Source organism: Microcoleus sp. T2B6 (assembly GCF_036700475.1).
GTDB lineage: Bacteria > Cyanobacteriota > Cyanobacteriia > Cyanobacteriales > Microcoleaceae > Microcoleus.
Map to the genome: position 1 here is coordinate 12,222 of NZ_JAUBOZ010000058.1, position 22,205 is coordinate 34,426.

The window sequence follows — 22,205 nt, forward strand, 5'->3', positions numbered from 1 at the left end:
TGCTTTCTTACTTCTCTGTTTGTAACAAAAAGTTGAAATTATGTTAGTAGAAAAACTCGAACAATTAAAAGATATTTTCGCACAGATGGAACGGGCTTTGATTGCCTACTCCGGCGGAATTGACAGCACTTTGGTAGCAAAAATCGCTTTTGATGTGTTGGGCGATCGCGCTTTGGCAGTGACGGCTGTTTCGCCGTCTTTACTGCCAGAAGATTTAGAAGATGCGCGCATTCAAGCAGCAGAAATTGGGATTGCCCACCAAGAAGTACAAACTCAGGAAATGGCAAATCCAAATTACACTTCTAACCCGGTTAACCGCTGCTATTTCTGCAAAAGCGAACTGCACGATACTCTGAAACCGCTAGCACTAGCAAAGGGTTATCCTTATGTGGTTGATGGGGTTAATGGTGACGATTTAAAGGATTATCGTCCCGGAATTCAGGCTGCGAAGGAACGGGGCGCCCGATCGCCCTTAGCAGAAGTAGGCATGACTAAATTGGAAGTGCGGCAATTGGCAAAAGAATTGGGTTTGCCTTGGTGGGACAAACCGGCTCAACCTTGTTTGAGTTCGCGCTTTCCTTACGGCGAAGAAATCACCGTTGGAAAGTTGCAAAGAGTGGGGCGCGCCGAACGCTATTTGCGGCAGTTGGGACTGAAAAATTTGCGAGTGCGATCGGACGGAGATACGGCGCGGATTGAGTTACCCGCAGAGGAGATTCAGGAGTTTGTGCTAAATACGGATTTGCCTACATTGGTGGCGGTGTTTCAGGAGTTTGGTTTTGTGTACGCGACTTTGGATTTGGAGGGGTTTCGCAGCGGCAAATTAAATCAGGTTTTGCAGCAGGAGTTGTTGGGGGCGAAAGGTTGATTAATTGTCTTGAAAAAAAGTCACTACCACCGTGTGTTCGTCCCGATCGCATTTAACTTGAAAACGGCGCTGAGGATAAAGCGATTTTAGGCGACTTTCCCACATCTGAGCTAATGCTTGTCCCAAATACAATAAATTGTCAGTGCTAGCGTTTTGGGCACCGGGGAGAATGTCATCAACGTGCTGGTGGTTCATCACCTGTTCAATTCCGGCGACATCATTCCCCAGCTCGATTTTCCACTGTTCGTATATTTGACTGTTAAAGGCTTCGGACAAAAAGATACCGCCTTCATGTTCGACAAAATCTGGCCAGAATAGTTTTGTGAAAGCTATGGCAATTTCAATGTTAGCTGCTCCAAAAAGATAATCCCAAAGCGAGAAATCATCGCCGTTGGCTTTTTTCCATTGCTGGAAATCGATTAGTTTATCTGCATTCAAGGATAGTTGTTTGAGGGACATAATTTCTAGGGTATTTCATCCAATCTAACTGGCCTAACTGTTTTCTCAGCTTGCACGAAAATGTCTCCTCCTGAGTTTTGGTTGTGTTTGTATTCAACGGCGTGAGGTGTCGGCACATTTGCATGAGCCCTTCATGTCAAGTCTACTCGCTTAATTGCCCGTCCACTGTCATCGTAGACGATATAGCTGGTAATGTTATTGCCATCCATGCGGTAGAGTAAGTTTCTGGCACCACCTCCATCTAGAGGAAATCGGCCGCTGACTAGGGTTCCGACGGCTATAAGTGTCCTAGCGGGAATGCCAACTGTCCAGTCAACTGGTTTAGACATATATAAGTCCTGAATTATTTTACCAAGAAACTGGGTCTAAAGCCCCGTCCTTATAGGACGGCTTTAATTACAAGGAATATGAAGTCTTGTTAAATATACAGACTTGAAAGTAAAAGTTTTCGCAAAAGTGATAAACTATTGCAATGATAGTATTAGAGTTTAAATTGAAAGGCAAAGCGGAGCAATATCGAATCATTGATGACATGATTCGGACGGCTCAATTTGTCCGAAATAAAACTCTTAGATACTGGGTAGATAATCAAGGAATTAAACTCGTAGACCTGTACAAGCAATGCGCTGTTATGGCGAAAGAATTTGAATGGGCAGGCAAGCTTAATTCAATGGCACGTCAGGCTTCCGCTGAACGTGCCATTTTTGCTATCCAACGTTTTTTTGCTAATTGCAAAGCTAAGAAACCTGGAAAAAAAGGCTACCCGCAGTTCAAGAAACATACCCGTTCTGTTGAATACAAAACTTCTGGATGGGAGCTTTCCACCGACAAGAAATGTCTAACATTTAAAGACGGCTTTGCTGCTGGGAAATTCAAGTTAATCGGCAGTCGAGATTTGCATTTTTATGCGCCTGGTGAGATTAAGCGAATTAGAATTGTACGCCGCGCCGATGGGTACTACGCCCAATTTTGTGTCAACGTTGAGCGAAAAGAGGAACTTGTTCCGACTGGCAAGGCTATTGGGATAGACGTTGGGTTAAGCCACTTCTATACTAATAGCAACGGCGAAACAGTCGCAAACCCTCGGTATCTCAGAAAAAGCGAAAAAGCTTTGAAGAGAGCGCAGAAACGAGTTTCTCGGAAAAAGAAAGGTTCTAAGAACCGGAAAAAAGCGATTAACAAGTTAGGAAGAAAACATCTAAAAGTCAGTAGGCAGCGTAAAGACTTCGCCATCAAAACGGCGTTGTGCGCGGTAAAATCTAACGATTTTGTAGCCTACGAAGACCTTCAGGTTCGGAACATGGTGAAAAACCACAAGCTTGCCAAATCAATTAGCGATGCAGCTTGGTCACAAACTTGATCATTATTTGGAGTATTTTGGGAAAGTGTATGGCAAAACAGTTATTGCTGTAGCTCCCCAATACACTTCGCAAAACTGTTCAAACTGTGGCAACTTGGTCAAGAAAACACTGTCAACTCGAACCCATATTTGTAGTTGTGGAACGATACTAGATCGCGACCACAATGCGGCTCGCAACATTTTGGTCAAAGGGTTGAAGCAAGCAGGAATCAATTTAAATACGGTGGGGCACACCGGAATTCACGCTGGGGGACAGACCGATCTCTACTCTTTGATGGCAGCATCAATGAGCAAATCGACTGGCTGATCCAAGAATCCTCGTGCCTTCAGGCCGAGGAGTGTCAACACCTCAGTTTGATATATGTAGGGTTGAATAATCTGGGGGATAATACTCGTGACATCGCCCACGAATTCAAGCAATAGCATAAACTAAACTAGCAGCAAGAGTAGTAGCAAGTTTTATGAAAGTTAAATTTAAGTTGATTTCCGTCCTCTTGACTTTGTTGTTGTCGGCGTACATCCCCTTTCGCGTGTTAGCTAACCCGCAACCTTCGGGTGATACAGTTAGTTCTGCACTGTGGTGGCAAGTTGCTGTGTACAATCAGGTACAACAAATTAAAGACCGGCAATATCAAGGCTGTGTGTGGGGCGATTCTATTTCCTCGGCCCTCGGCGATTCTTTGGGCGAACAAAACTTTAATTTTGCGATCGGCGGAATGAGTACAGTTTCCCTGCTAGAATAGCTTAAGCTGGTAGTTCCTTTGCGGTTTACCTGCGAAAAATCGATTTTGGCGATCGGTACAAATGATGCTATGTACGGCATTAGCGACGAGCAGTTTGTCAGCAATTTGAAACAGGCGATCGCCGTGATGCGATCTCTCGGCACTAAACAAATCATTCTCATTCCTGCTTTTTACTCCACACTTGCCGCCAGTTACAATCCTAAAGTAGCAGGAACGATTGCAAGAGTTGACGAAATTAATGTTCTGATCGAGAGAGTAGCTGTGGCCGAAAATGTTCCTGTTGAATCTCAAGGCATACAAGCATTGTTTAAGGAATCAGCTCTCAATGCAGATTTAACAATTGACGGTGTTCACCTCAATGCTAAAGGTTTAGATATATACAGAAAACTTTTGTTAAATATTTTAATTATCACTTAACAACTCGCAATTTTTATGAGATAATATGTGTTTAAATTATTAGGTTAAATTCCTTGCGGACTTTAATCGTGTGTTTTGAACTCAACGACCCCAATCATCTTTTTTGCAGGGAGGACTGAAGTCCTCACTACAAACTTATAAGGGTTATTTTACCTGACTAGATATCAAGGAGTAGTTGTCGTAGTTTGTGGCTGCATTTGCTGCGGCTGCTGATTCTGAAGTTGAAGTTGCTGCTGCTGAATCTGAAGTTGCCGATTTTGCAGATCGATTTGCCGCTGTCTGTCTTCCAGTTGCAAGCGTCTGTCTTCAGCTTGCCGCTGTCTGTCTTCACGTTGGAGCTCTCTGTCTAGCAGTCTGTCTTGACGTTGCTCTTGTCTGTCTTCACGTTGTTCGCGAAGCTGTCTGAGCTGATTTTGCCGCTCGAAATCCCCTCCCAAAAATAAGTTTTGAAAAGCGTTGATAGTTGCTTGAAACCCCGTAAGAACGCCGCTAACCGTGCTAATGCCACTTGCTACTCCTGTTATGGGCTGCAAGAATCTGTTTATATTGTCTGCTACCCTAGCATAGCCCGATCGCGCTACCAGAATCACATCGTTGTTGCGGAGAGTAGGGTTATTATTAGGATTCAACCCTTGAGCAAAATCCACCTCGATGGTGCGGCGAGAAACAGTACCGTTGGGGTTCAATCGCAATAGTTCTACCTTGTCTTTTTTAGCCCGCAATTGATTGAAACTGCCTGCGGTCAGCAAAGCTTGGTGCAGGGATGTACTAGGCCGCACCTCCAAAGCCCCAGGCCTAATTACTTCTCCTACAATATTGATGCTAATCGCGTTCGGAGAAAAACTGCTATTTGCGACTTGAGAAACTTCAGCTAAGTCTACAGTAGCTGCTGTCGGGATAATTACGCTATCTCCTTCTTGCAGCAAAATATCTTGAGTTGCGTCGCCTCTTTGCAGCAAATCCCACAGATTTACCATGATAGTTTGTTCGTTGCCCCCTCTGACTCGGCGGCGGATTTGCACTCGGCGAATGTCAGCTTCTGTAGTGATACCACCAGCAATTTTCAATGCTCTAGTTATCGTTGGTAAGCCCACAACAGCTCCTTGCTGTTGGTCGATAGATACAAAACTCAACTCTGTTTGTTGGTTGCTCGATCGCACATCCGAAGCAAATACAGTATAAGGCCCCGGCCGGTTTACTTCCCCGACAATTACCACGCCAATTGGTTGAGTAATATCAGCGGAAAAATTAGCACTGGCTCTTTGACGGACTTCTTCAGTATTAAGGGCACTTGCTGTCGGTACAAAAATTGTATCTCCATCTCGAATGGTAACGTCTTGACGCAAATTTCCCGTCTCTAAAAAATCCTGCAAATCAACAGTAGTAACTTGCTCCGGCCCGCCTCTGCGGGGACGGCGAATTTGGACATTTCGCATATCTCCTGCTGATGTCACCCCTTTTGCAAGTTGCAGCATTTCCATCAAAGTCGGGAATTTTACTCCTCCTCCTTCTCTAGTGGGATTAATCTTGTAGGAACCCGGGCGAGTAACTTCACCTGCAAGACCTATATTTAGGGGGCGAGCGACCATCAGAGTCACGGTAACAACGGGAACATTGATGAAGGGTTCGTATCGCCTGGTAATTACGTTAGCGGCTTGTTCCAGCGTCAACCCTTGAATTGAGACGCTGCGAATGATTGGCAAATTGAGCGTCCCGTCAACTAACACTTGATATTCTCTGCTGAATTCAGGGACGCCGAATATCTCTAAAGCAATGCGATCGCCCGACCCTAAAGTATAAGCTGCTTCTTGCGTCAGCGAACCAGAATTGCCGCTCGCCGGCAAACCCGAACCCGCAGGTGGCGGCGGCGGTACTCTCGGCCTGTTTGGGTTAGGAGTGCCTGCAGGAGTTCTGACGGCAGGCAACTGAGCTATACTGGGCAGCGAACTCAATAGCACCAGGAGTGCTGACAAACTCAGACTTGTAGCGGTTTGAATGGTATGTTTCATCTTTCTTTCCTGGTTGCAGCCTGCCATTGAACAAGAGCAATTTAGCTAGTGGATTTTAGTTTATTTTCCCTGCTGTCCAGTGTAGCCTCGCTTCGCTGCAAAATCCACAGGTGGAATCATAAAAATTGTGCGATCGCACTTAACTATTTTGCCCCTTGTTTGTAAAGAAACTGTAAAGCCCGCCAACTGTTCTCAGGATTAGGATCTCGTTTGAGCAAAATTTTTCACACATAACTCGGGATACAAATCAACCCGCCACAGAAAGGAGATAGGAAAAAACCGCCCTGATTTGAGGTAAAATATTAGATAATTATATCTGCGGGACAAAGACAAGTGTCACTAAAATTGGATAAAGTAATTCCCTGGGGACGCTGCTTGGATGAATACATAGGAATGTTTAGCTTGACATCAAGTGACCTCAAACTAGCAATCCTTGATTGTGCAGGCGGCCCGGCGAGTTTCAATGCCGAAATGACTCGCCAAGGTAAAAAGGTAATTTCTTGCGATCCAGTTTATCAGTTTACTGCGGTGGAAATTGGCGATCGCATCCAAGAAACATATCAAACTGTGATTGACGGTGTTAAAGCCAATTTAGACGGCTACCTGTGGAATAATTTTGAATCGCCCTACCAGCTAGGCGAAGTGCGAATGAAGGCGATGCAGGAATTTTTAGAAGATTTTCCATCTGGCTTGCAGCAAGGCCGCTACATTAATGCTGAGCTGCCAGTTTTGCCTTTCGAGAACGGTCAATTCGATTTAGCTTTGTGCAGCCATTTCTTATTTGCTTATTCTCACCTGCTTTCCGAAGAATTTCATCGATCAGCAATTACAGAAATGTGTCGGGTTGCGAAGGAAGTCCGCGTCTTTCCTCTATTGCAGAGTTTTAGCGGGGAAGAATCCGATCACTTAAATCCGATCGTCGCCGAATTGAAAAAGAGAAATTTTAGTGTAGAAATTCAAGAGGCTCCTTATGAGTTTCAAAAAGGCGGGAATAAGATGCTGCGAGTTAGGGGGCGAATGTAATTCGCGGCTGCGGAGGGCATGGCAATTTGCGATCGCTTATTTCAAAAAAATTAGATAAGCTAAGCATAAGGTCATGCCTCATCTTGGGGTTCGCCAATCGCACGCTGGACTGCATGGCGAATGTGGATAATCCTCACCGTTGGTATGGGTTGATCGTCAAAAATAGTGAAGAGTATGGGATACGTGTTTTTACCACTTCCATACAGAAGCTGGCGAATCTCTTGGCTGAAAAATGCGTTTTCACGGGCTAAAACACAACGACGCGGCATTTCTTGGAGTGAGGAAATCGCTTTAATCAGGCCCTGATACCATGCTTGAGCGCGTTCGGGAGTCGTGAATTGGGAAAAGTTCAGAAACGCTGCATCAGCTTCAGATTGAGCTGTACTAGAAAAGTCAATGCGATACATTATGCTTCCAAAGAAAGTCCGTATTTCTGGTTTTGTCTATCGACAAACTCTTCCAGAGTAGAAAACTGACCCCGATCGAAGTCATCAAGTCCGCGTTGAATCCCTTCTAATGCCTCGAAGAAATCGCTTTCATCAAAGCTAAGTCCGAACGCGATAACAGCTAGGGTAACGCTGGTGATATCTTGTCCTGTACTTTCCGCCCGTTGGCGCAGCAGTGCTTCGATTTGGGGGGGTAAGGTGAGTGTAAGAGTCATAAAAGTTATGATGAATGGTTAACTTTATTTTCTAACTTTATTTTGGCATAGGTAGCCAAAACGATCGCTCCCTAGACTATCTGCCCATTGCTTAACCCGATCGTGCTCTTCGGCCCGTCTTGTTTGTCGGGTAATCTTGCAAGGCTGCGAGACTCTGGGCGATCGTTTCTTCTTCGCTGAGGGGTTGAAACTCGTTTTCTGTGTCAATTTCTCCCCACTGATATCCCTCCGTTTCCTCGCCAATTTCTGCTATTAGGCGTTCAAAGTCGCTGAGATAAATACCGTTGGACTGATTCAGCCATGAAAGCACGATCGCCTTAACCGAATCGCTGGGCATGGCTTGAATTTGGGCGTGGAGTTGCTTTATAGATTGAGCCATTGGACAATACAGAGTGACTGGTTTAATTTTAGCGCCGTGTCAAATAATTGCGTACAATATCACGCACAGTTGCGGTAAAATTAATTAAAGACTTTTGTATTTTATTAACGGTCGTAAAATTAGTTAATACTTAAAAAAATGACTCGTGACTGATGACTAATGACTAATATTTGATATAATATTACACCTAGAAGCAAAACTCAAAGCAACTCATGCCACAAACAGTCTGGATCGCACGACACGGAAACCGCATCGACTTCGTTAACCCCGACTGGTTTCTCACCGCAGAACGCCCCTATGACCCCCACCTTTCCGAAGACGGTCACGTTCAAGCTAAACAACTCGCCAATCGCCTCAAAGGAGAAGGAATTTCTCATATTTTTGCTTCCCCTTTTCTGCGAACTGTCCAAACAGCAAATCATGCGGCCGAAGCTCTCGATTTGTCAATTAAACTAGAGTGGGGACTGTGCGAATGGCTGAATCCTGAATGGATGCCAGAAATGCCGGAAACTGAGTCCGTCGAAGCTTTGTGCAGGCGCTTTCCCAGGATTGATGCTTCCTACAAAGGCGGTATTGCTAATTATCCCGAAACTGGGGAAGCTTGTCTCAAAAGGGCGGGGGAAACTGCTAAACGCCTCGCGGCTGAGTTTCCCGAAGATATGTTATTGGTAGGTCACGGTGCGTCGGTTTTAGGAACTGCGATCGGGCTGGCTGGCTGTGTTGAAACGGAAATTAACGCTTCTTTGTGCTGTTTGGTGAAAGTGGTGCGGGGTGAGGGAGAATGGTCGATCGCACTTAATGGCGATACTTCTCACCTGACTGACTCTGAAACCGCGATCCGGTTTAATTAAAGTTGAGATTCGTGCGAAAAATTGCATTTTATGCTATGTGTGTAAGGTGCGCGGCAGAAGAGCACCCTACGTTAATCTGATTTGTCCGAATCTGGGTGTTATTGTTTAATCTCGATCGCACATTTTAAATCGAAAATCTCAAATAGGTATGGCTGGACACAGTAAGTGGGCGAATATTAAACGCCAAAAAGCTAGAGTTGATGCCGTTAAAGGCAAGGTTTTTGCTAGAATATCTCGCGAAATTATTGTCGCGGCCCGCAGTGGAGTTCCCGATCCCGCTGGCAATTTTCAACTGCGGACGGCTATTGAAAAAGCCAAGGCGGCGGATATTCCTAATGAAAACATAGAAAGGGCGATCGCCAAAGGTGCCGGCTTGGCGGGAGGAAGTTCGGATTTAGAAGCTATTCGCTACGAAGGTTACGGCATTGGCGGGGTTGCTATTCTGATTGAAGCGCTGACAGACAATCGCAACCGCACAGCGGCTGACTTGCGAGAAGCTTTTACTAAAAATGGCGGCAACCTGGGCGAAACTGGTTGTGTGGGCTGGATGTTTGACCACAAAGGGGTTTGTACGGTACGCGGCCCTATTGATGAGGAACAATTGTTTGAAGCGTCGCTAGAGGCGGCTGCCGAATCTTATGATTTGATATTAATTGATGAGGATACTGAAGGTGCAGAGGTATTTACAAGTGTGGCTAATTTGGAACACTTGGCTGATGTTTTGAAACAAAAAAGTTTTGCTGTTTTGCAGTCGGAAAATCGCTGGATTCCGAGCAATACAGTGGAAATAGACACTCCTGAAAAAGCTCGATCGCTCTTGAAGTTAATGGATGCACTGGAAGATTTGGACGACGTGCAAAGTGTGACAGCTAATTTTGAAATGACAGATGAATTGATGTCTTCGATCATGGTTTAATGGTTGAAAAATGAGGGATCGGGATCGTCCTGCTGTCACTGCTGCAAAAGACGAAAAATCGCCAGCGGGACGATCGCGCTACACTATTACCAGGAAACGAATCCCCATCTGTATGCGAGGGGGGAGTGTCAATCCAAGGAATTGCTGAAAAAGCTGCATTGAAAATCTCCACCCACAGTAAAGCCATGCTAGACAACGAAAGCAAAAAAGACAGCACCCACTCACAAGAAGTTCTCTCAGCAACCGAAGTCTCAGAAACCAAGGATCGAGCCAAATCGGAGGTGCCGGCTAAACCAGAGGATACATCCAATTGGTTCGGTTCCGTTTTCGGAGCCGTCTCTGCAAGCGCGAGTGCGGTGGGGAGTGCGGCGGCGAGTGCTGGAAGTGCGATTGTTGATACGGCGAGTGCGGTGGGGAGTGCGGCGGCGAGTGCTGGAAGTGCGATTGTTGATACGGCGAGTGCGGTGGGGAATGCCGCGGGCACTGCTGGAAGTGCGATTGTTGATACGGCGAGTGCGGTGGGGAATGCCGCCGTCAGTGCTGGAAGTGCGATTTTTGTTAATACCGCGAGTGCGGTGGGGAATGCAGCGGCGAGTGCGGGAAGTGCAGCAATGCAAGTTCCCAATTTTTTTGGTTCATCCCTAGTTTTTATTTCGCAGAGTCCTATCCTGAAAAAACTGACCCAAAATTTCAAAATCGACTGGTTAGTTAATGCTATAGATGCTGTTGATGTGGTAAATGCCGAGGCGCAAGTTCGAGAGTTACAGCGCCAATATCCTCACGAGAAACCCGAAGAGATCGCACATCACTTGATGGTGGAAAAAGCCTTGCTAGCGGCAGGAAGTGGCTTGGTGAGCAGTTTAGTTCCCGGCGTGGCTTTGGCGTTGTCTGGCATGGATTTAGCGGCAATGACGGCGTTATCTGCCGAGTTGGTTTATCAAATTGCTGCAGCCTATGGCATGGATTTGCGATCGAGCGATCGCAAAGCAGAAGTTGTCGCTATTTTTGGTTTGTCCTTGGGTAGCAATTTAGCTATCGAAGCTGGAGTTACGCTTGTCAGCAATATTCCCTTGGCGGGTGCGGTAATTAATGCTAGCGCCAGTGCGACAATGATTTACGCGCTGGGATACGGTGCTTGTCGGTTTTATGAAGCGCATCTCGATTCCTCGGAAATCGAAACCAAGCTCGGAGATTTACAAGAGGTATTGCAAGCGGAAAGTGAGCAATATTTAGAGACAGCGATCGCACAAGAAACGGTGATGGATTGGATTTTGGTGTATGTCGTCTATGCCAGCAAAAAATTCACCCGATGGGATGAGTTATTACCGGAATTACGAGCGGCGAATTTAAATCCCAGGACTTTAGCTGAGATTGAAGCTGTGACAAATAAGTCTAAATTGCTTCCCAAGTTGGATATTTTACTCGCACAACTCGAACTTGACTTTGCCGAACCACTTTTAAAGCGATGCACTGAGATCATCGAGGCTGACGGTGAAATTAATCAACAAGAGGGGAAAATTTGGCTGACAATTCAACGGGCTGTTTTGAGCAAAAGAAAGCAAGCTCAAAAGCCAGCCCAGCAAACTTCGATCGAGGATGGGGTATCGGAAGCCACTGAAGCACAAACTGAAGTCCAAGCTGAGTCACAAATTCCCTCTTTATCTTCTGATTCTCCTTCTACTAATAATTTGACTTCGAGTATGCTGCAAAATTTCCAAAAAATCATAAAAGTTGCTGGGCGATTAGACGTGCCAAAGATTGCGAATTTAATAGATACTGAATCACAAGCGCCTCCCTTATCTTCTCATTCTCCTTCTACTAAGTTGAGTGCAATTCTGCTGAAAAAATTCAAGCAGATTTTAGCAGGTTCTACGCGGTTAGAAGTGGCAGAGATTGGGTATTTAATCGATCAGGTCGATCGCATGACTGGAGAAGAGTTTGAGGAATTTTTAGCCTGCTGTTTCCGCAATCTCGGTTATGCGGTCGAAATGACACCCAAAACGGGGGATTTTGGTGCGGACTTGATTCTCTCTAAAGCCCGCAAGAAAACCGTTGTCCAGGCAAAACGCTATCAAGGAAAAGTGGGAAATTCCGCCGTGCAAGAAGTGGTTAGTGCGGTTAAGTATTACGGGGCGCAAGATGCGATCGTTATTACAAACAGTATGTTTACATCCAATGCTCATAAACTGGCTCAAGCGAATGGGGTACAACTCTGGGGAAGAGAACAGTTAATTGATTTAGTGATTCGAGCTAAAAAATAAGGTATCTATGAACCAAGAATCCCAGTCTCTGAAAGAGCGGGGAGTGTCATTTGAAACACAAAAACTTGGCAGTTTTGCAGTCGGAAAATCGCTGGATTCCCAGCAATACAGTGGAAATATACACTCCTGAAAAAGCTCGATCGCTCCTTAAGTTAATGGATGCACTCGAAGATTTGGATGACGTGCAAAGTGTGACGGCGAATTTTGAAATGAGCGATGAATTGATGTCTTTGAGTATGGCGTAACGATCTAAATCACCAGATTTTTGCCATCCGCAAGACAAATCCCGGTAACTCTGGCTCGCCGCTGACCGTTTCAGGATTATCTAAGATTTCAGGTTCGCAATCGGGACGGTAGATGTAGACTTTTCTGTTTTTGCGATCGAGCAAAAAGCCGAGTGATACACCGTTCTCAATATATTCTTGCATCTTGTTTTGCAATCCCTTGAGAGCGTCACTAGCAGACCGCAATTCAATCACAAAGTCTGGACAAATCGGTGCGAATGAGGCTTTTTCTTCTTCAGTTAAGGCATTCCAGCGCTCTAGTTTAATCCATGAGGCATCGGGGGATCGGGTTGCTCCATTCGGCAAGGTAAAGCCTGCACTGGAGTCAAACGTTTCACCTGTGCCATCTTCTTCTGCCCAGTTCGCAAGTTGCTGAGCAATTTTAATGTTGCGATTCCCTGTATCTGAAAAGGCTGGTGACATGATAATGACTTCCCCACTGGCAGTACGCTCAATTCTTAAATCGCGATTAACTATACAGAATTCATAGAACTGTTCAACAGTCATCGATTGGATCGCAGGGAAATTGACCGTCAGTGGGACGCTTTCGGTTTGGATTAGCAGCGTCGTCATGGTTTTTCCTCAGTTGGTGCAGGGGTGATAGAATACCTTGAGCTTATCATATCTTAGCTTGGCGCTCGAAAGTCTTAGTCGATCGGGGAATCGGAGGCTTGTATCCGTTTTTGGGCTGGGTCAATCGATTTTAGATTTTAGATTTTAGATTTTAGATTTTAGAATTGAAGCATTTTTAGATTAAAGATTAAAGATTAAAGATTAAAGATTAAAGATTAAAGATTAAAGATTAAAGATTAAAGATTAAAGATTAAAGAATAGAAGCCTTGACCCAGCCCAAAAACGGATACCGTGCCACGTACTCCTGTCGTGGAAAGATAAAATTTTTAGACCCTAGTTCAATATCCCAGATTTATCTGTGGGGTAAATCTAAAATCTAAAATCTAAAATCTAAAATCGACTGACCCCACGGATCAATTTGGGGGGCAAGTTTCATCGGATACAGGTTTTTTATTTCTGGACGGATGAATCCGGGGGCTTGTATCCCGGATGCTTGATTGTCAATAATCTTTTTTCCCAGTCAGTAAATAAGTAACCATGTATCCCTTGCCCTTAACTTGAATGGCGCCACGCTTCTGAAAAGTATATTTATCTTTTAATATCTCGTAGGTTTCGGCGGTGACTTGAATGCAGCCGGTAATCCCGTGGGATTCCATGCGCGAAGCAATATTTACTGTGTCGCCCCAGAGGTCGTAAATAAACTTTTTTAAGCCGATAACGCCGGCAACGACTGGGCCACTGCTAATCCCGATCCGAATGCTGAAAGGTTCCGAATGTTCTAAACTTAGCAGCCGAATTTCGTGCAGCATATCGATCGCCATGTTCGCAACCGCCTCGGCGTGATCGTCTCTGGGCGTAGGCAAACCGCCGACAACCATGTAAGCATCACCAATAGTCTTAATTTTCTCCAAACCGTGGCGATCGGCCAAGTGGTCAAAAGCCGAAAAAATATCGTTGAGCACTTTCACCACCGCCGTCGCTGAAATTCTCGACGAAAGCTCTGTAAACCCCACAATGTCGGCAAACATCACAGTTACTTCCGCAAAACTTTCGGCGATATTGTGTTCATTGTCCTTCAAACGCAGGGCGATCGCAGCAGGCAAAACGTTCAGCAGCAGTTGCTCGGATTTAGCTTGTTCGAGTTCCAACTGTAGGTAAGCAGCCTGCAACTGTTCGGCTTGGCGAATTCTTTCTCGGGCTAGCTTTTCGATTTGGGCGGTGCGGCTCAAAGCTGTCAGCATATATGTCACCGGAATCAGAGTCCACAGCATCCCCATCGTCAGAGTTCCCCAAGAGCGCCAGTGCTTGCGAATCCGGCGAATTTCCGGCGTTGCCGACACGTACATAGACCACTGGCGGCCGCTAATTTTCAGCCGCCTTCTGCAAGCTGTATAGTTCGGGCCTGGATTGTCAAGAATCGGGCAGTTTTGCATCAGCGCTCGGTCAGCAGCGGCTGATGCTGGAAGCACTTGTTGGCTCTCGGATTGGAACTGCACCGCAAATAGCTGAATTTGCCTCTCAGCAGGGAGATTTTTGAGAACCGGGTTGGCCCTTTGCGGTAACAGTGACGCTGCTTGTTGCTTGTCTGGAGCCTCGCTAACGAGATAAATATTGAGGTAGTCGGTATTGCGTCCTTTTAAAGAGGTTTGGAAAATATCTTTGCCTCGAAATACGCCCAGAACAAATCCTTGTAGCAGTTGGCGACGGGATTCCAGGGTAGTCGGTTTACTGCTGTTTTCGTAAATCGGAACTATGGCTAAAAGACCTAGTTCCGGGGAGTTGCCCTGAGTTAAGCCGATGTAGCTGGTGACAATCATTTCTCCTGTATCGCGCCCTCGATCGAGCGCGGCGCGGATTTCTGGGTGGGAGGCGAGGTCAAAGCCTAATACTATCTCGTTTCCGGCTGGTGGTTCGACGTAGAAAGCCGGGAAGTATTCGGAACGCTGGAGAGCCTTGCGGAGTTCTCCTCGCGGGCCGCGCTCTGTAATCTCGAAGCTGGGCTCTGTTTCGGTTCTAGCTTTGGTTTCGTAGTTGCGCCGCTCGGAATTGGGGACGCGGGGGGCCCAAGCCAGGAGTTGCAGGCTGGGGTGGACGGCTAGGGGACGGGCGACAAACCGGGCAAAAGAGGAACGCTCGACGGCGCTGAAGGCTTTCATGTAGTCGCTGAGGGCCAGAACAGTATCTAAGTCGGAGTTGAGCTGGCGTTCGATGCCGATCGAAATATCGTCGATGCGGCGCTGCATTTCGTAGTCGCGGCGCTTGTCTTCCCAGTCCCAAACCAAGGCGAATGCTAGGATCGACAGTCCGACACCCAAAGCCAGCGTCAACCCGGCTGGAATGTAGCGAGACCAGGATAAAGGTAGTTTTTTCAGCATAATTGCCTAGCGAATAAGGGCAGCAGATTAGCACACCGCTGAGTGGGATTTATTTCGGCCTCTGAGTGCGGTTAATTCAAAACCCTGATAACTCAAGCACCGACGGCAATTGGGAATTAAAAGTTAGATATGTAAACTTTTAGATTAATGGACGATCGCTCAGCAGGGGATTTCAATCCAGAATTCCGCTCCCTGTCCGGGCGCTGAGATGCACCGCAGGCTTCCCTTATGTTTTTCTACCACAATCTGATGGCTGATGGATAATCCTAAGCCGGTTCCAGCCCCTACGGGCTTGGTGGTGAAGAACGGGTCAAATAGCCGCTTGCGAACCTCTTCGCTCATTCCCGGGCCACTGTCGGCGATGCAAATTACAATGCGATCGCAATCACTGAGCTGGTTTTTACTGTGGCTTTTCATGCCAGCTTTTTTCATGAGGGTGCGAATCACGATCGTCCGAGGTTCCCGTTGATTTTCTAGAGCGTCGATCGCATTGCTGATAATATTTAGAAATACCTGGTTTAACTGACCCGCACAACAGTAAATTTTGGGTATTTTTCCGTATTCTTTAATAATTTCAATCCCGTTTTTTATACTGCTCTGATGCAATCTGTGCTGCAAGATTAACAGTGTACTGTCAATTCCTTCATGAACGTCTACCAACTTCATTTCTGATTCATCCAGTCTCGAAAAATTCCGCAGCGACAGCACAATATTACTGATTCTTTCTACTCCTACTCTCATGGAATTTAGCATTCGTGGCAAGTCTTCCTTCAGAAAATCTAACTCTAACTCCTTAACTTTTTCAGCAATCTGAGGCACTGGGGACGGATAGCATTCCTGGTAGAGACTTAACAGTTCAATTAAATCGTGAAAATAGTTGTATGTGTGAGAAATATTGCCGTTAATAAAAGTTGCGGGATTGTTGATTTCGTGGGCGATGCCAGCCACCATCTGACCGAGGCTAGACATTTTTTCTGATTGAACTAATTGGATTTGAGCGTGTTGTAGCTTTTCGTAGGCTTCTTGCAATTGGGCTGCTTGTTTTCTCAATTGAGATTCGGAAGCTTGGAGTGCGGCGGCGGAAATTTTGCGGTTGGTTATATTTTCAATCATCCCTAAATTGTAAATGGGTTTTCCTTCGCCGTCTCGAATCAAAGTAGCTGTCACGTTTACCCAAACAATTTTACCGATAGCGGTAATCTGGCGGAGTTCGATTTGATAGTGAGTAATTTCTCCCCGCTCCAGAGAATCAGCAACTTGGAGATTTTTTGGAGAATCTTCGGGATGTCCAAGTTCAATAAATGTTTTGGCGAGCAATTCGGCTGCGGTATATCCCAGCATTTCGCAGTAAGTTTTATTAACTCTCACTAACTTGTTATCATCTAAATTAGCTAAGTAGATAGCGATCGGTGCATCTTCAAAAATTGTGCGAAATAGTTCCTCGCTGGCCCGGACTTGAGCTGCTAGGGAAAGCCTATCGGTGATGTCTTCAAACGTAGACAAAATGCCGACAACATTGCCGGAATTGTCGTGTAAAGGTATTTTATTTGTATCCAGACAGCACTGGGTGCCGTCGGCTTGCATTTTGGATTCTAGGATGTGATATTCTGGGGTGTTGGTTGCCATGATGCGGCGGTCGCAGGCTCGAAAAAATTCTGTTTCTTCGGGCTTCCAGGGCATATCGAAGTCGGTGAGACCGGCGATTTCACTGGGGTGATTGAAACCTGCGACTTTGGCAAAGTTTTTGTTGCCTCCCAAGTAAACTAAATCTCGATCTTTCCAGGCGATTAACTGAGGGATGTTATTGATTACCAACCACAGCATATTTTGGGATGTTTCCAAGGCTTCCGTGCGTTCTAGGACGCGCTTTTCAAGTTCTTGATTGGCTTGTTGCAGGGCGATTTTTGACTCGCTGAGGGCGATTTCTGCTAGCTTGCGATCGCTGATGTCGATTGTCACTCCCTCCCACAGTATATCGCCCCCCGGCTGCAGTTCGGGGCGGGCAATGCCGCGAATCCATTTCACTTTTCCAGATCCGGTTACGATCCGCCCTTCATATATCCAAGGTTTGAGAGTTTCGCCGGAAATGGCGATTGATTCTAACAGATTTTTTAGGTCTTCTGGATGCACCCTTGCCCAAATTAAATCGGAGTTTTGTTGAACTTTTTCAGGATCTAATTCGTAGAGTTCCCAACAGCCGGAACTGAGATAAATGAATTCATTTGAACCGTCGGGATGCAGCAAGTATTGATAAATCATTCCCGGCACATTGGCGGCCATTTTTTGAAATCTGGCTTCGCTTTGCCGCAGTGCTGATTCTGCAAGTTTGCGATCGCTAATATCAATCAACACGCCGTCCCAAATAATGTCACCTTTTTCGCTCTGTTCTGGCCGGGAAGCCCCGCTAACCCACTTAATCCGATCGCCCGGAAAAACAAATCTGCCTTCCCACCGCCAAGGCTCTAAAGTTTTAGCTGAGATAGCAACAGATTCATGGAAGCTTGGCGCATCGTCTGGATGAATCATTTCGATCGCGGGAATAGCTGAAATTTGGAGTACCTCTGGTTCTAATTCCCAGAGCTCGCGACAGCCGGAACTGACGTAGGGGAATGACACAGTGCCGTCTGCTGCTAACTGAAATTGATAAATCATTCCCGGAACGTTGGCGGCTAGTTTTTGAAACCTCGCTTCGCTTTGCCGTAGTGCGGTTTCTGCTTCTACGCGATCGGTAATATCGTAAAATGCCGATAAAATTGCGGCTTCGCCATTAAAATTAATCGCTCGCATCGACATTTTTACCCAAAAAAAACTGCCATTTGCTTTTTTGAGGCAGATTTCTTCGCTGTCACTAAAGCCGTTTTGTTTGACTAATTCTAGCAATTGACGGCGGTCATTGATATTGGCATAAAGTTCAATTTTTTTGCGTGCGACAACTTGTGCGTAACTCAAACCTAAACTTTCACCGAGAGCAGGATTTGCATACAAAATAAGGCTGTCTTCTAGGCGCGTAATTAACAGGGGAACGGGAGTCGTGCGGGCGATCGCCCGCAATCTTTCTTCGCTTTCTTCCCTGGCTGTTTCGGCTGCTACTCTTTTGGTAATATCGTTCTGAACTCCAATAAAATGAGTTAATTCTCCGTCATTGTCGAGAATGGGGGAAACCATTAATTCGTTCCAAAAAGGAGTTTTGTCTTTGCGATAATTTTTGAGAACTACCTGAATTTCCGTTCCTGCTTGCAAGCTGCGGCGGAGTTTATTTAATTCGGCCTGATCGGTATCGGGGCCCTGCAAAAATCGGCAGTTGCGTCCAATAACTTCTTGGGTACTGTAACCGGTCAGTTTCTCAAAAGCAGGATTGCAGTAGATTATAGGTGTGTCAGGCTTGCGAGCATCCGCGATGAGGATGCTGTTGCTCGACGCTGCGATCGCCCGTTCTAGGAGAGACAGGTTGAAAGAGTCTGTTGTCATCTGTAGCAATATTCACGCTCCTTCGGAGCGGACAGAAGAATAAAAAAATATAAACACCTGAAGCCATTCTTATTCTATAATCTTATTTTTAATTTAGCTTTCTTAACAAAGTCAGCAGCCCAAAAAAGTCGGCGAGGGAGACGACTAATACCATTTTAGGTGTGAGATTTTGGATTGGCAATGACTGATTCCATCATGGTTGGGATCGTGGGTCTACAGTTGCCTTCTTTTGGGAAATTAGTATCACCGAAGGCATGAGGCACTTATCCAGAAAACAGAAGGTGAAAATACCGAAGGCGGCAAGAAAACAGAAGGTGAAAATACTGATCTTTTCAAGTTTTTTTCTTCTCCTCCTTCCATCCGCCTCGCCAACCCTTTTAAATGGACAAGTTGATGCAAGAACCCTGAGCAGTTTTGCTGACTTCAATCCTGGCTTGAAAAGCTTCTTTCAGGTGGGGCATATGGGTAACGGTGAGGATGCAGGCGAAGTCGGAGGCGATCGCATTAATTGCAGCAATCAGTCGATCGCACCCTTCCGCATCCTGAGTCCCGAATCCCTCATCAATAATCAACATTTGCAAAGCCGTGCCCGCCCGCTGAGACAGCAGTCTCGCCAGCGCCAGCCGAATCGCAAAATTAATCCGAAAAGCTTCACCGCCCGAATAAGTTTCATAGGCGCGAGTACCGCGAGCATCAGCAATTAAAATGTCTAAAGTGTCAATCAACTTAGTTGCTTTTTTAGAAGCAGCCGCCCGCTGAGTAATAAATTGAACGTGCAATTGATTCGCGCTCAATCTCGACAATATCTGATTGGTTTCAGCTTCGAGTTGAGGCAAAACATTTTCAATCATTAAAGCTTGAATGCCGTTTTTACCAAATGCTTGACCCAGCTCTTGATAAACTCGCTGCTGGCGTTTGGCAACTTGCATTTGCTCTTTTTGAGCTACTAGCTGAACTTGCAGAGTTTCCAGATTTTGCTGCTGCTGCTGGAGGCGTCCGAGACTTCCCAAATGTTGGTCTAGCTGCTGGCGGCGGCGACTGATTTGCTGTTCGATCGCACTTATTCTGGCTGTGGGATCGGGATGTTCTTGCAATTGCTGGTTCATCGCTGCAGTTTGAGCGCTGACAGCTTGCAAATCTCGATCGCGCACAGCGATGGAATTTGCTATTTCATTAACCCGCTGCTGCACTTGCGGGTACTGCACAGTTGCCGATCGCAATTTTTCGGCGCGGGCGATCCAAAACTGCGATCGGCGCATTTCGCTGCGGACGTGTTCGTGCTGTTCCAAATTATAGCCAATTTCCGCAATGTATCTATCTAAAGATAGAATTTGCTGCTGTATTTCGGAGCTATTTTTTTGCTGTTCTAACTGTTGCTGTACTGTAGCTAATTGAGTTTGCAAATCCGGGCGGCGGGCATTAATTTTATTCAGTTTCTGCTGAGCGTCTTTGATTTGAGCTTGCTTAATTTCCGCCCACCGCAAGCGCTTTTCATCGCTGCGGGCGAGGGAGTGGCTGCGATCGCTGTAATTGAGCTGTTGCAGTTGCTGTTCGATTTGCTGAAGTTCGCCCAAATCCTCCGCTGCATACTCGCCGGTGCGTAACAACCGCTCTATTTCTGCAGCGTCTTGACGCATACTTTGCAGTCGGTTTTCATCTTGGCCCAGGCTATCTAATTGTGCTTGCAAATGACTGCGGCGTTCCCGCAATTCTTGGTAGGGCGCTAATTCCTCTTCTAGTTCGCGGTATTCATGTCTGAGGACTTGAATTTCGCGCTCGGAGACGGCCAACTGTTCGCGCACAACCCACAGTTGGTTCCAGATTTCCTGCTGTTGGGTGTGGTGTTTTGTGACTACTAAATTCCAGTAGTGTTCGTCTAAAGGTCGATCGCACAAAGGACAATTGCCAAAATTTGCATCCCGCACCATTAAATGCGAATTCGATGGCTCGTTTTCCGCAAAATTCGCGGCTTTACCTTCACCTGCGGTTTTTTCTCCTTCATGTTTCCGCAGGAGTTGCAGTTTTTGGTCGAGCTCGGCGAGTCTGGTTTGATAGTCGCGGCTTTTGGCTTGCAGGTTTCCTAGAAAGTCGTGCCTTTCTTGACCTTTTTCGCGGACTCGCTGCTGATAAACTCGCTTGTTTTCCAACTGCAAAATTTGATTGGCGATGGCCGAGATTTCCTGCTGTAATTGCGGCTGTCGCTTCTGCTGCTGAACTTGCACCTGTCGGTTGATTTCCTCTAAGCGGGCGGTTAAACCGGCGCGGGCGCGATCGAGCTTTTGTTGCTTTTGCTGCTGCTGTTGTAGCAGCGGCGAAACTTGCAGTTGCAGTTGCTCTAGTTCGTTGAGGCGCGATCGAACTGCTTGCAACTGTGCGAGTCCTTTGTCAACCTCCGGCTGCTGTTTGAGAATTTCCAGAACATCTTTTTCATCTTGTTCTAAAACCTCTAATTGAGCTTGCAACTGCTGAATTTTGCTTTGCAAAAAGCTCAGTTCTTGCCGCTGCTGTTCTTGCAATTGCTGGCGCTGATTTTGGGTTTGTTGGTTTGCCTTGAATTTGCCAGCCAGACTTTCTTCTGTCGCTTGCAAGCTGTGGAAATACGCGATGCCTGCTGTTATTTCCTTTTCTTGTTCTAGGAGGGCTTGTAGCTCATTTTGCTGCTGTTTGGCTGCGCTGAGTTCTTGCTGCAAGCGGCGGCATTCTTGAGTGATATTGTAGTGCTGTTGCTGGTGGCCGGCGAGGAGTTTTTGCCAAGTTTGCCGGTTGTGGTGCTGGAGTTGCAGTTGCTGTAACTCGGTTGTGTCGGCTTGCTGCTGCTGCTGAAGCAAATCGGTTGCTTGCTGCAATTGAGTTTGTTCGGAGGCGAGAGCCTCTTTTTGTTGCAGTTGCTCTTGTACGGTTAGCAAACTCTGTTTGAGCACTTCGACTTGAGCTTTAAATTGTTTGGAGGTATCTTTGGCTTGGTCGGATAAAGTATCGTAGGAGTCGAGCTTGAGCAGGTTGGCTAAAACTTGTTTGCGTTCGATCGGCTTTTTGAGCATAAATTCATCAGCTCGCCCCTGTCGCAAATACGCCGAGTTGATGAAAGTATCGTAATCTAGTTTGATGTGTTCGAGGATTTTTTGCTGAGTTGTTCTCAGCCCCTTGTCTGTGAGCGTGCGAAAATTAAGTTTTTCCTCACTCTCGGCAGAATTCAAGCTGACTTGAAATTCCAAACTTCCCGATTGTCCGCGCCGACGGTTGCGAATCACCCGGTAGATTTGGCCGCCGGTGGAGAAAGTGAAATCAACGCGCACATCAATTTCGCCGATATGGATGATATCGTCTTCCGTATCGCTGCGGCAACAGCCCCAAAGTGCCCAGGATATGGCTTCTAAGAGGGAGGATTTGCCAGCACCGTTAGGCCCGCAAATGCAAGCAGTGTGCAAGCCGCGAAAGTCTAAAGCAGCTTCGCGATAGCTGAGAAAATTTTTGAGTGTAAGTTGTATAGGAATCATTTAGGCCATCGCGCCATACAATCTATCTATAAATAACACTATTTGTACGCTGTTGCCTAGT

At 46.2% G+C, this 22,205-nt stretch carries 18 protein-coding genes and 2 pseudogenes; 9 read left to right on the forward strand and 11 right to left on the reverse strand.

The window, feature by feature from the left end:
• Positions 1 to 40 precede the first annotated feature (40 nt).
• Positions 41 to 868 (forward strand): ATP-dependent sacrificial sulfur transferase LarE, encoded by an 828-nt coding sequence (larE, locus tag QUA00_RS22670; protein ID WP_333411201.1) that lies wholly within the window; start codon positions 41 to 43, stop codon positions 866 to 868.
• On the opposite strand, the gene QUA00_RS22675 is transcribed toward larE, so the two are convergent.
• Positions 869 to 1,327 carry a hypothetical protein gene (locus QUA00_RS22675; RefSeq protein ID WP_333411202.1) on the reverse strand — a complete coding sequence of 153 codons (459 nt, stop codon included), beginning with the start codon at positions 1,325 to 1,327 and terminating at the stop codon, positions 869 to 871.
• 131 nt (positions 1,328 to 1,458) lie between these two features.
• Entirely contained in the window at positions 1,459 to 1,656 is a 198-nt protein-coding gene (locus tag QUA00_RS22680) for a hypothetical protein (protein WP_333411203.1), read from the reverse strand.
• A gap of 143 nt (positions 1,657 to 1,799) precedes the next feature.
• Between QUA00_RS22680 and QUA00_RS22685 the strand changes: the two are divergent.
• Positions 1,800 to 2,994: pseudogene (locus tag QUA00_RS22685) on the forward strand (RNA-guided endonuclease InsQ/TnpB family protein).
• Here QUA00_RS22685 and QUA00_RS22690 read toward each other — a convergent pair.
• Positions 2,952 to 3,113: a hypothetical protein gene (locus tag QUA00_RS22690; protein WP_333411222.1), complete on the reverse strand. Its 162-nt coding sequence runs from the start codon at positions 3,111 to 3,113 to the stop codon at positions 2,952 to 2,954. The pseudogene QUA00_RS22685 and the gene QUA00_RS22690 overlap by 43 nt on opposite strands.
• A 35-nt stretch (positions 3,114 to 3,148) precedes the next feature.
• Between QUA00_RS22690 and QUA00_RS22695 the strand changes: the two genes are divergently transcribed.
• Both QUA00_RS22695 and QUA00_RS22700 read left to right on the forward strand, forming a co-directional pair.
• Positions 3,149 to 3,430: a hypothetical protein gene (locus QUA00_RS22695; protein ID WP_333411204.1), complete on the forward strand. Its 282-nt coding sequence runs from the start codon at positions 3,149 to 3,151 to the stop codon at positions 3,428 to 3,430.
• A gap of 18 nt (positions 3,431 to 3,448) precedes the next feature.
• Positions 3,449 to 3,847 (forward strand): SGNH/GDSL hydrolase family protein, encoded by a 399-nt coding sequence (locus QUA00_RS22700; protein WP_333411205.1) that lies wholly within the window; start codon positions 3,449 to 3,451, stop codon positions 3,845 to 3,847.
• 164 nt (positions 3,848 to 4,011) lie between these two features.
• Here the strand turns inward: QUA00_RS22700 and QUA00_RS22705 are convergent, their stop codons facing one another.
• Complete coding sequence (locus tag QUA00_RS22705) at positions 4,012 to 5,856, reverse strand: polysaccharide biosynthesis/export family protein (protein ID WP_333411206.1); 1,845 nt, start codon at positions 5,854 to 5,856, stop codon at positions 4,012 to 4,014.
• 333 nt (positions 5,857 to 6,189) lie between these two features.
• Here QUA00_RS22705 and QUA00_RS22710 point away from each other — a divergent pair, with 333 nt between their 5' ends.
• The gene (locus QUA00_RS22710) at positions 6,190 to 6,879 is read left to right on the forward strand and encodes a class I SAM-dependent methyltransferase (RefSeq protein ID WP_333141858.1); all 690 of its coding nucleotides are present in this window, start codon (positions 6,190 to 6,192) and stop codon (positions 6,877 to 6,879) included.
• 71 nt (positions 6,880 to 6,950) lie between these two features.
• Here the strand turns inward: QUA00_RS22710 and QUA00_RS22715 are convergent, their stop codons facing one another.
• The 3 genes from QUA00_RS22715 to QUA00_RS22725 all read right to left on the reverse strand — a co-directional run bounded on the left by QUA00_RS22715 (position 6,951) and on the right by QUA00_RS22725 (position 7,919).
• Positions 6,951 to 7,286, reverse strand: coding sequence for a type II toxin-antitoxin system RelE/ParE family toxin (locus QUA00_RS22715; RefSeq protein WP_333141856.1), 336 nt, complete (start codon positions 7,284 to 7,286; stop codon positions 6,951 to 6,953).
• Positions 7,286 to 7,540, reverse strand: a complete 255-nt coding sequence (locus QUA00_RS22720) for a hypothetical protein (protein ID WP_242716968.1) — start codon at positions 7,538 to 7,540, stop codon at positions 7,286 to 7,288. Before QUA00_RS22720 ends, QUA00_RS22715 begins: the two co-directional genes overlap by 1 nt.
• Before the next feature lie 91 nt (positions 7,541 to 7,631).
• Positions 7,632 to 7,919 carry a hypothetical protein gene (locus QUA00_RS22725; RefSeq protein ID WP_333310866.1) on the reverse strand — a complete coding sequence of 96 codons (288 nt, stop codon included), beginning with the start codon at positions 7,917 to 7,919 and terminating at the stop codon, positions 7,632 to 7,634.
• Positions 7,920 to 8,131: 212 nt separating this feature from the next.
• Between QUA00_RS22725 and QUA00_RS22730 the strand changes: the two genes are divergently transcribed.
• The 4 genes and pseudogenes from QUA00_RS22730 to QUA00_RS22745 all read left to right on the forward strand — a co-directional run.
• Entirely contained in the window at positions 8,132 to 8,770 is a 639-nt protein-coding gene (locus QUA00_RS22730; RefSeq protein WP_333310868.1) for a histidine phosphatase family protein, read from the forward strand.
• Positions 8,771 to 8,918: 148 nt separating this feature from the next.
• Positions 8,919 to 9,686 (forward strand): YebC/PmpR family DNA-binding transcriptional regulator, encoded by a 768-nt coding sequence (locus tag QUA00_RS22735; protein ID WP_333411207.1) that lies wholly within the window; start codon positions 8,919 to 8,921, stop codon positions 9,684 to 9,686.
• A 125-nt stretch (positions 9,687 to 9,811) separates the two neighbouring features.
• Complete coding sequence (locus QUA00_RS22740; RefSeq protein WP_333411208.1) at positions 9,812 to 11,947, forward strand: restriction endonuclease; 2,136 nt, start codon at positions 9,812 to 9,814, stop codon at positions 11,945 to 11,947.
• Positions 11,948 to 11,997: 50 nt separating this feature from the next.
• Positions 11,998 to 12,192 (forward strand): annotated as a pseudogene (locus tag QUA00_RS22745) (YebC/PmpR family DNA-binding transcriptional regulator); the annotation flags it as partial.
• 9 nt (positions 12,193 to 12,201) lie between these two features.
• Here QUA00_RS22745 and QUA00_RS22750 read toward each other — a convergent pair.
• From QUA00_RS22750 to QUA00_RS22765, 4 genes are all read right to left on the reverse strand, one after another.
• Positions 12,202 to 12,804 (reverse strand): Uma2 family endonuclease, encoded by a 603-nt coding sequence (locus QUA00_RS22750; RefSeq protein ID WP_333411209.1) that lies wholly within the window; start codon positions 12,802 to 12,804, stop codon positions 12,202 to 12,204.
• Between the two features lie 500 nt (positions 12,805 to 13,304).
• Entirely contained in the window at positions 13,305 to 15,179 is a 1,875-nt protein-coding gene (locus QUA00_RS22755) for an adenylate/guanylate cyclase domain-containing protein (protein WP_333141843.1), read from the reverse strand.
• A 159-nt stretch (positions 15,180 to 15,338) separates the two neighbouring features.
• Complete coding sequence (locus QUA00_RS22760; RefSeq protein ID WP_333411210.1) at positions 15,339 to 18,647, reverse strand: PAS domain S-box protein; 3,309 nt, start codon at positions 18,645 to 18,647, stop codon at positions 15,339 to 15,341.
• A gap of 377 nt (positions 18,648 to 19,024) precedes the next feature.
• Positions 19,025 to 22,144, reverse strand: coding sequence for an AAA family ATPase (locus tag QUA00_RS22765; RefSeq protein WP_333411211.1), 3,120 nt, complete (start codon positions 22,142 to 22,144; stop codon positions 19,025 to 19,027).
• Between the last annotated feature and the right edge of the window lie 61 nt (positions 22,145 to 22,205).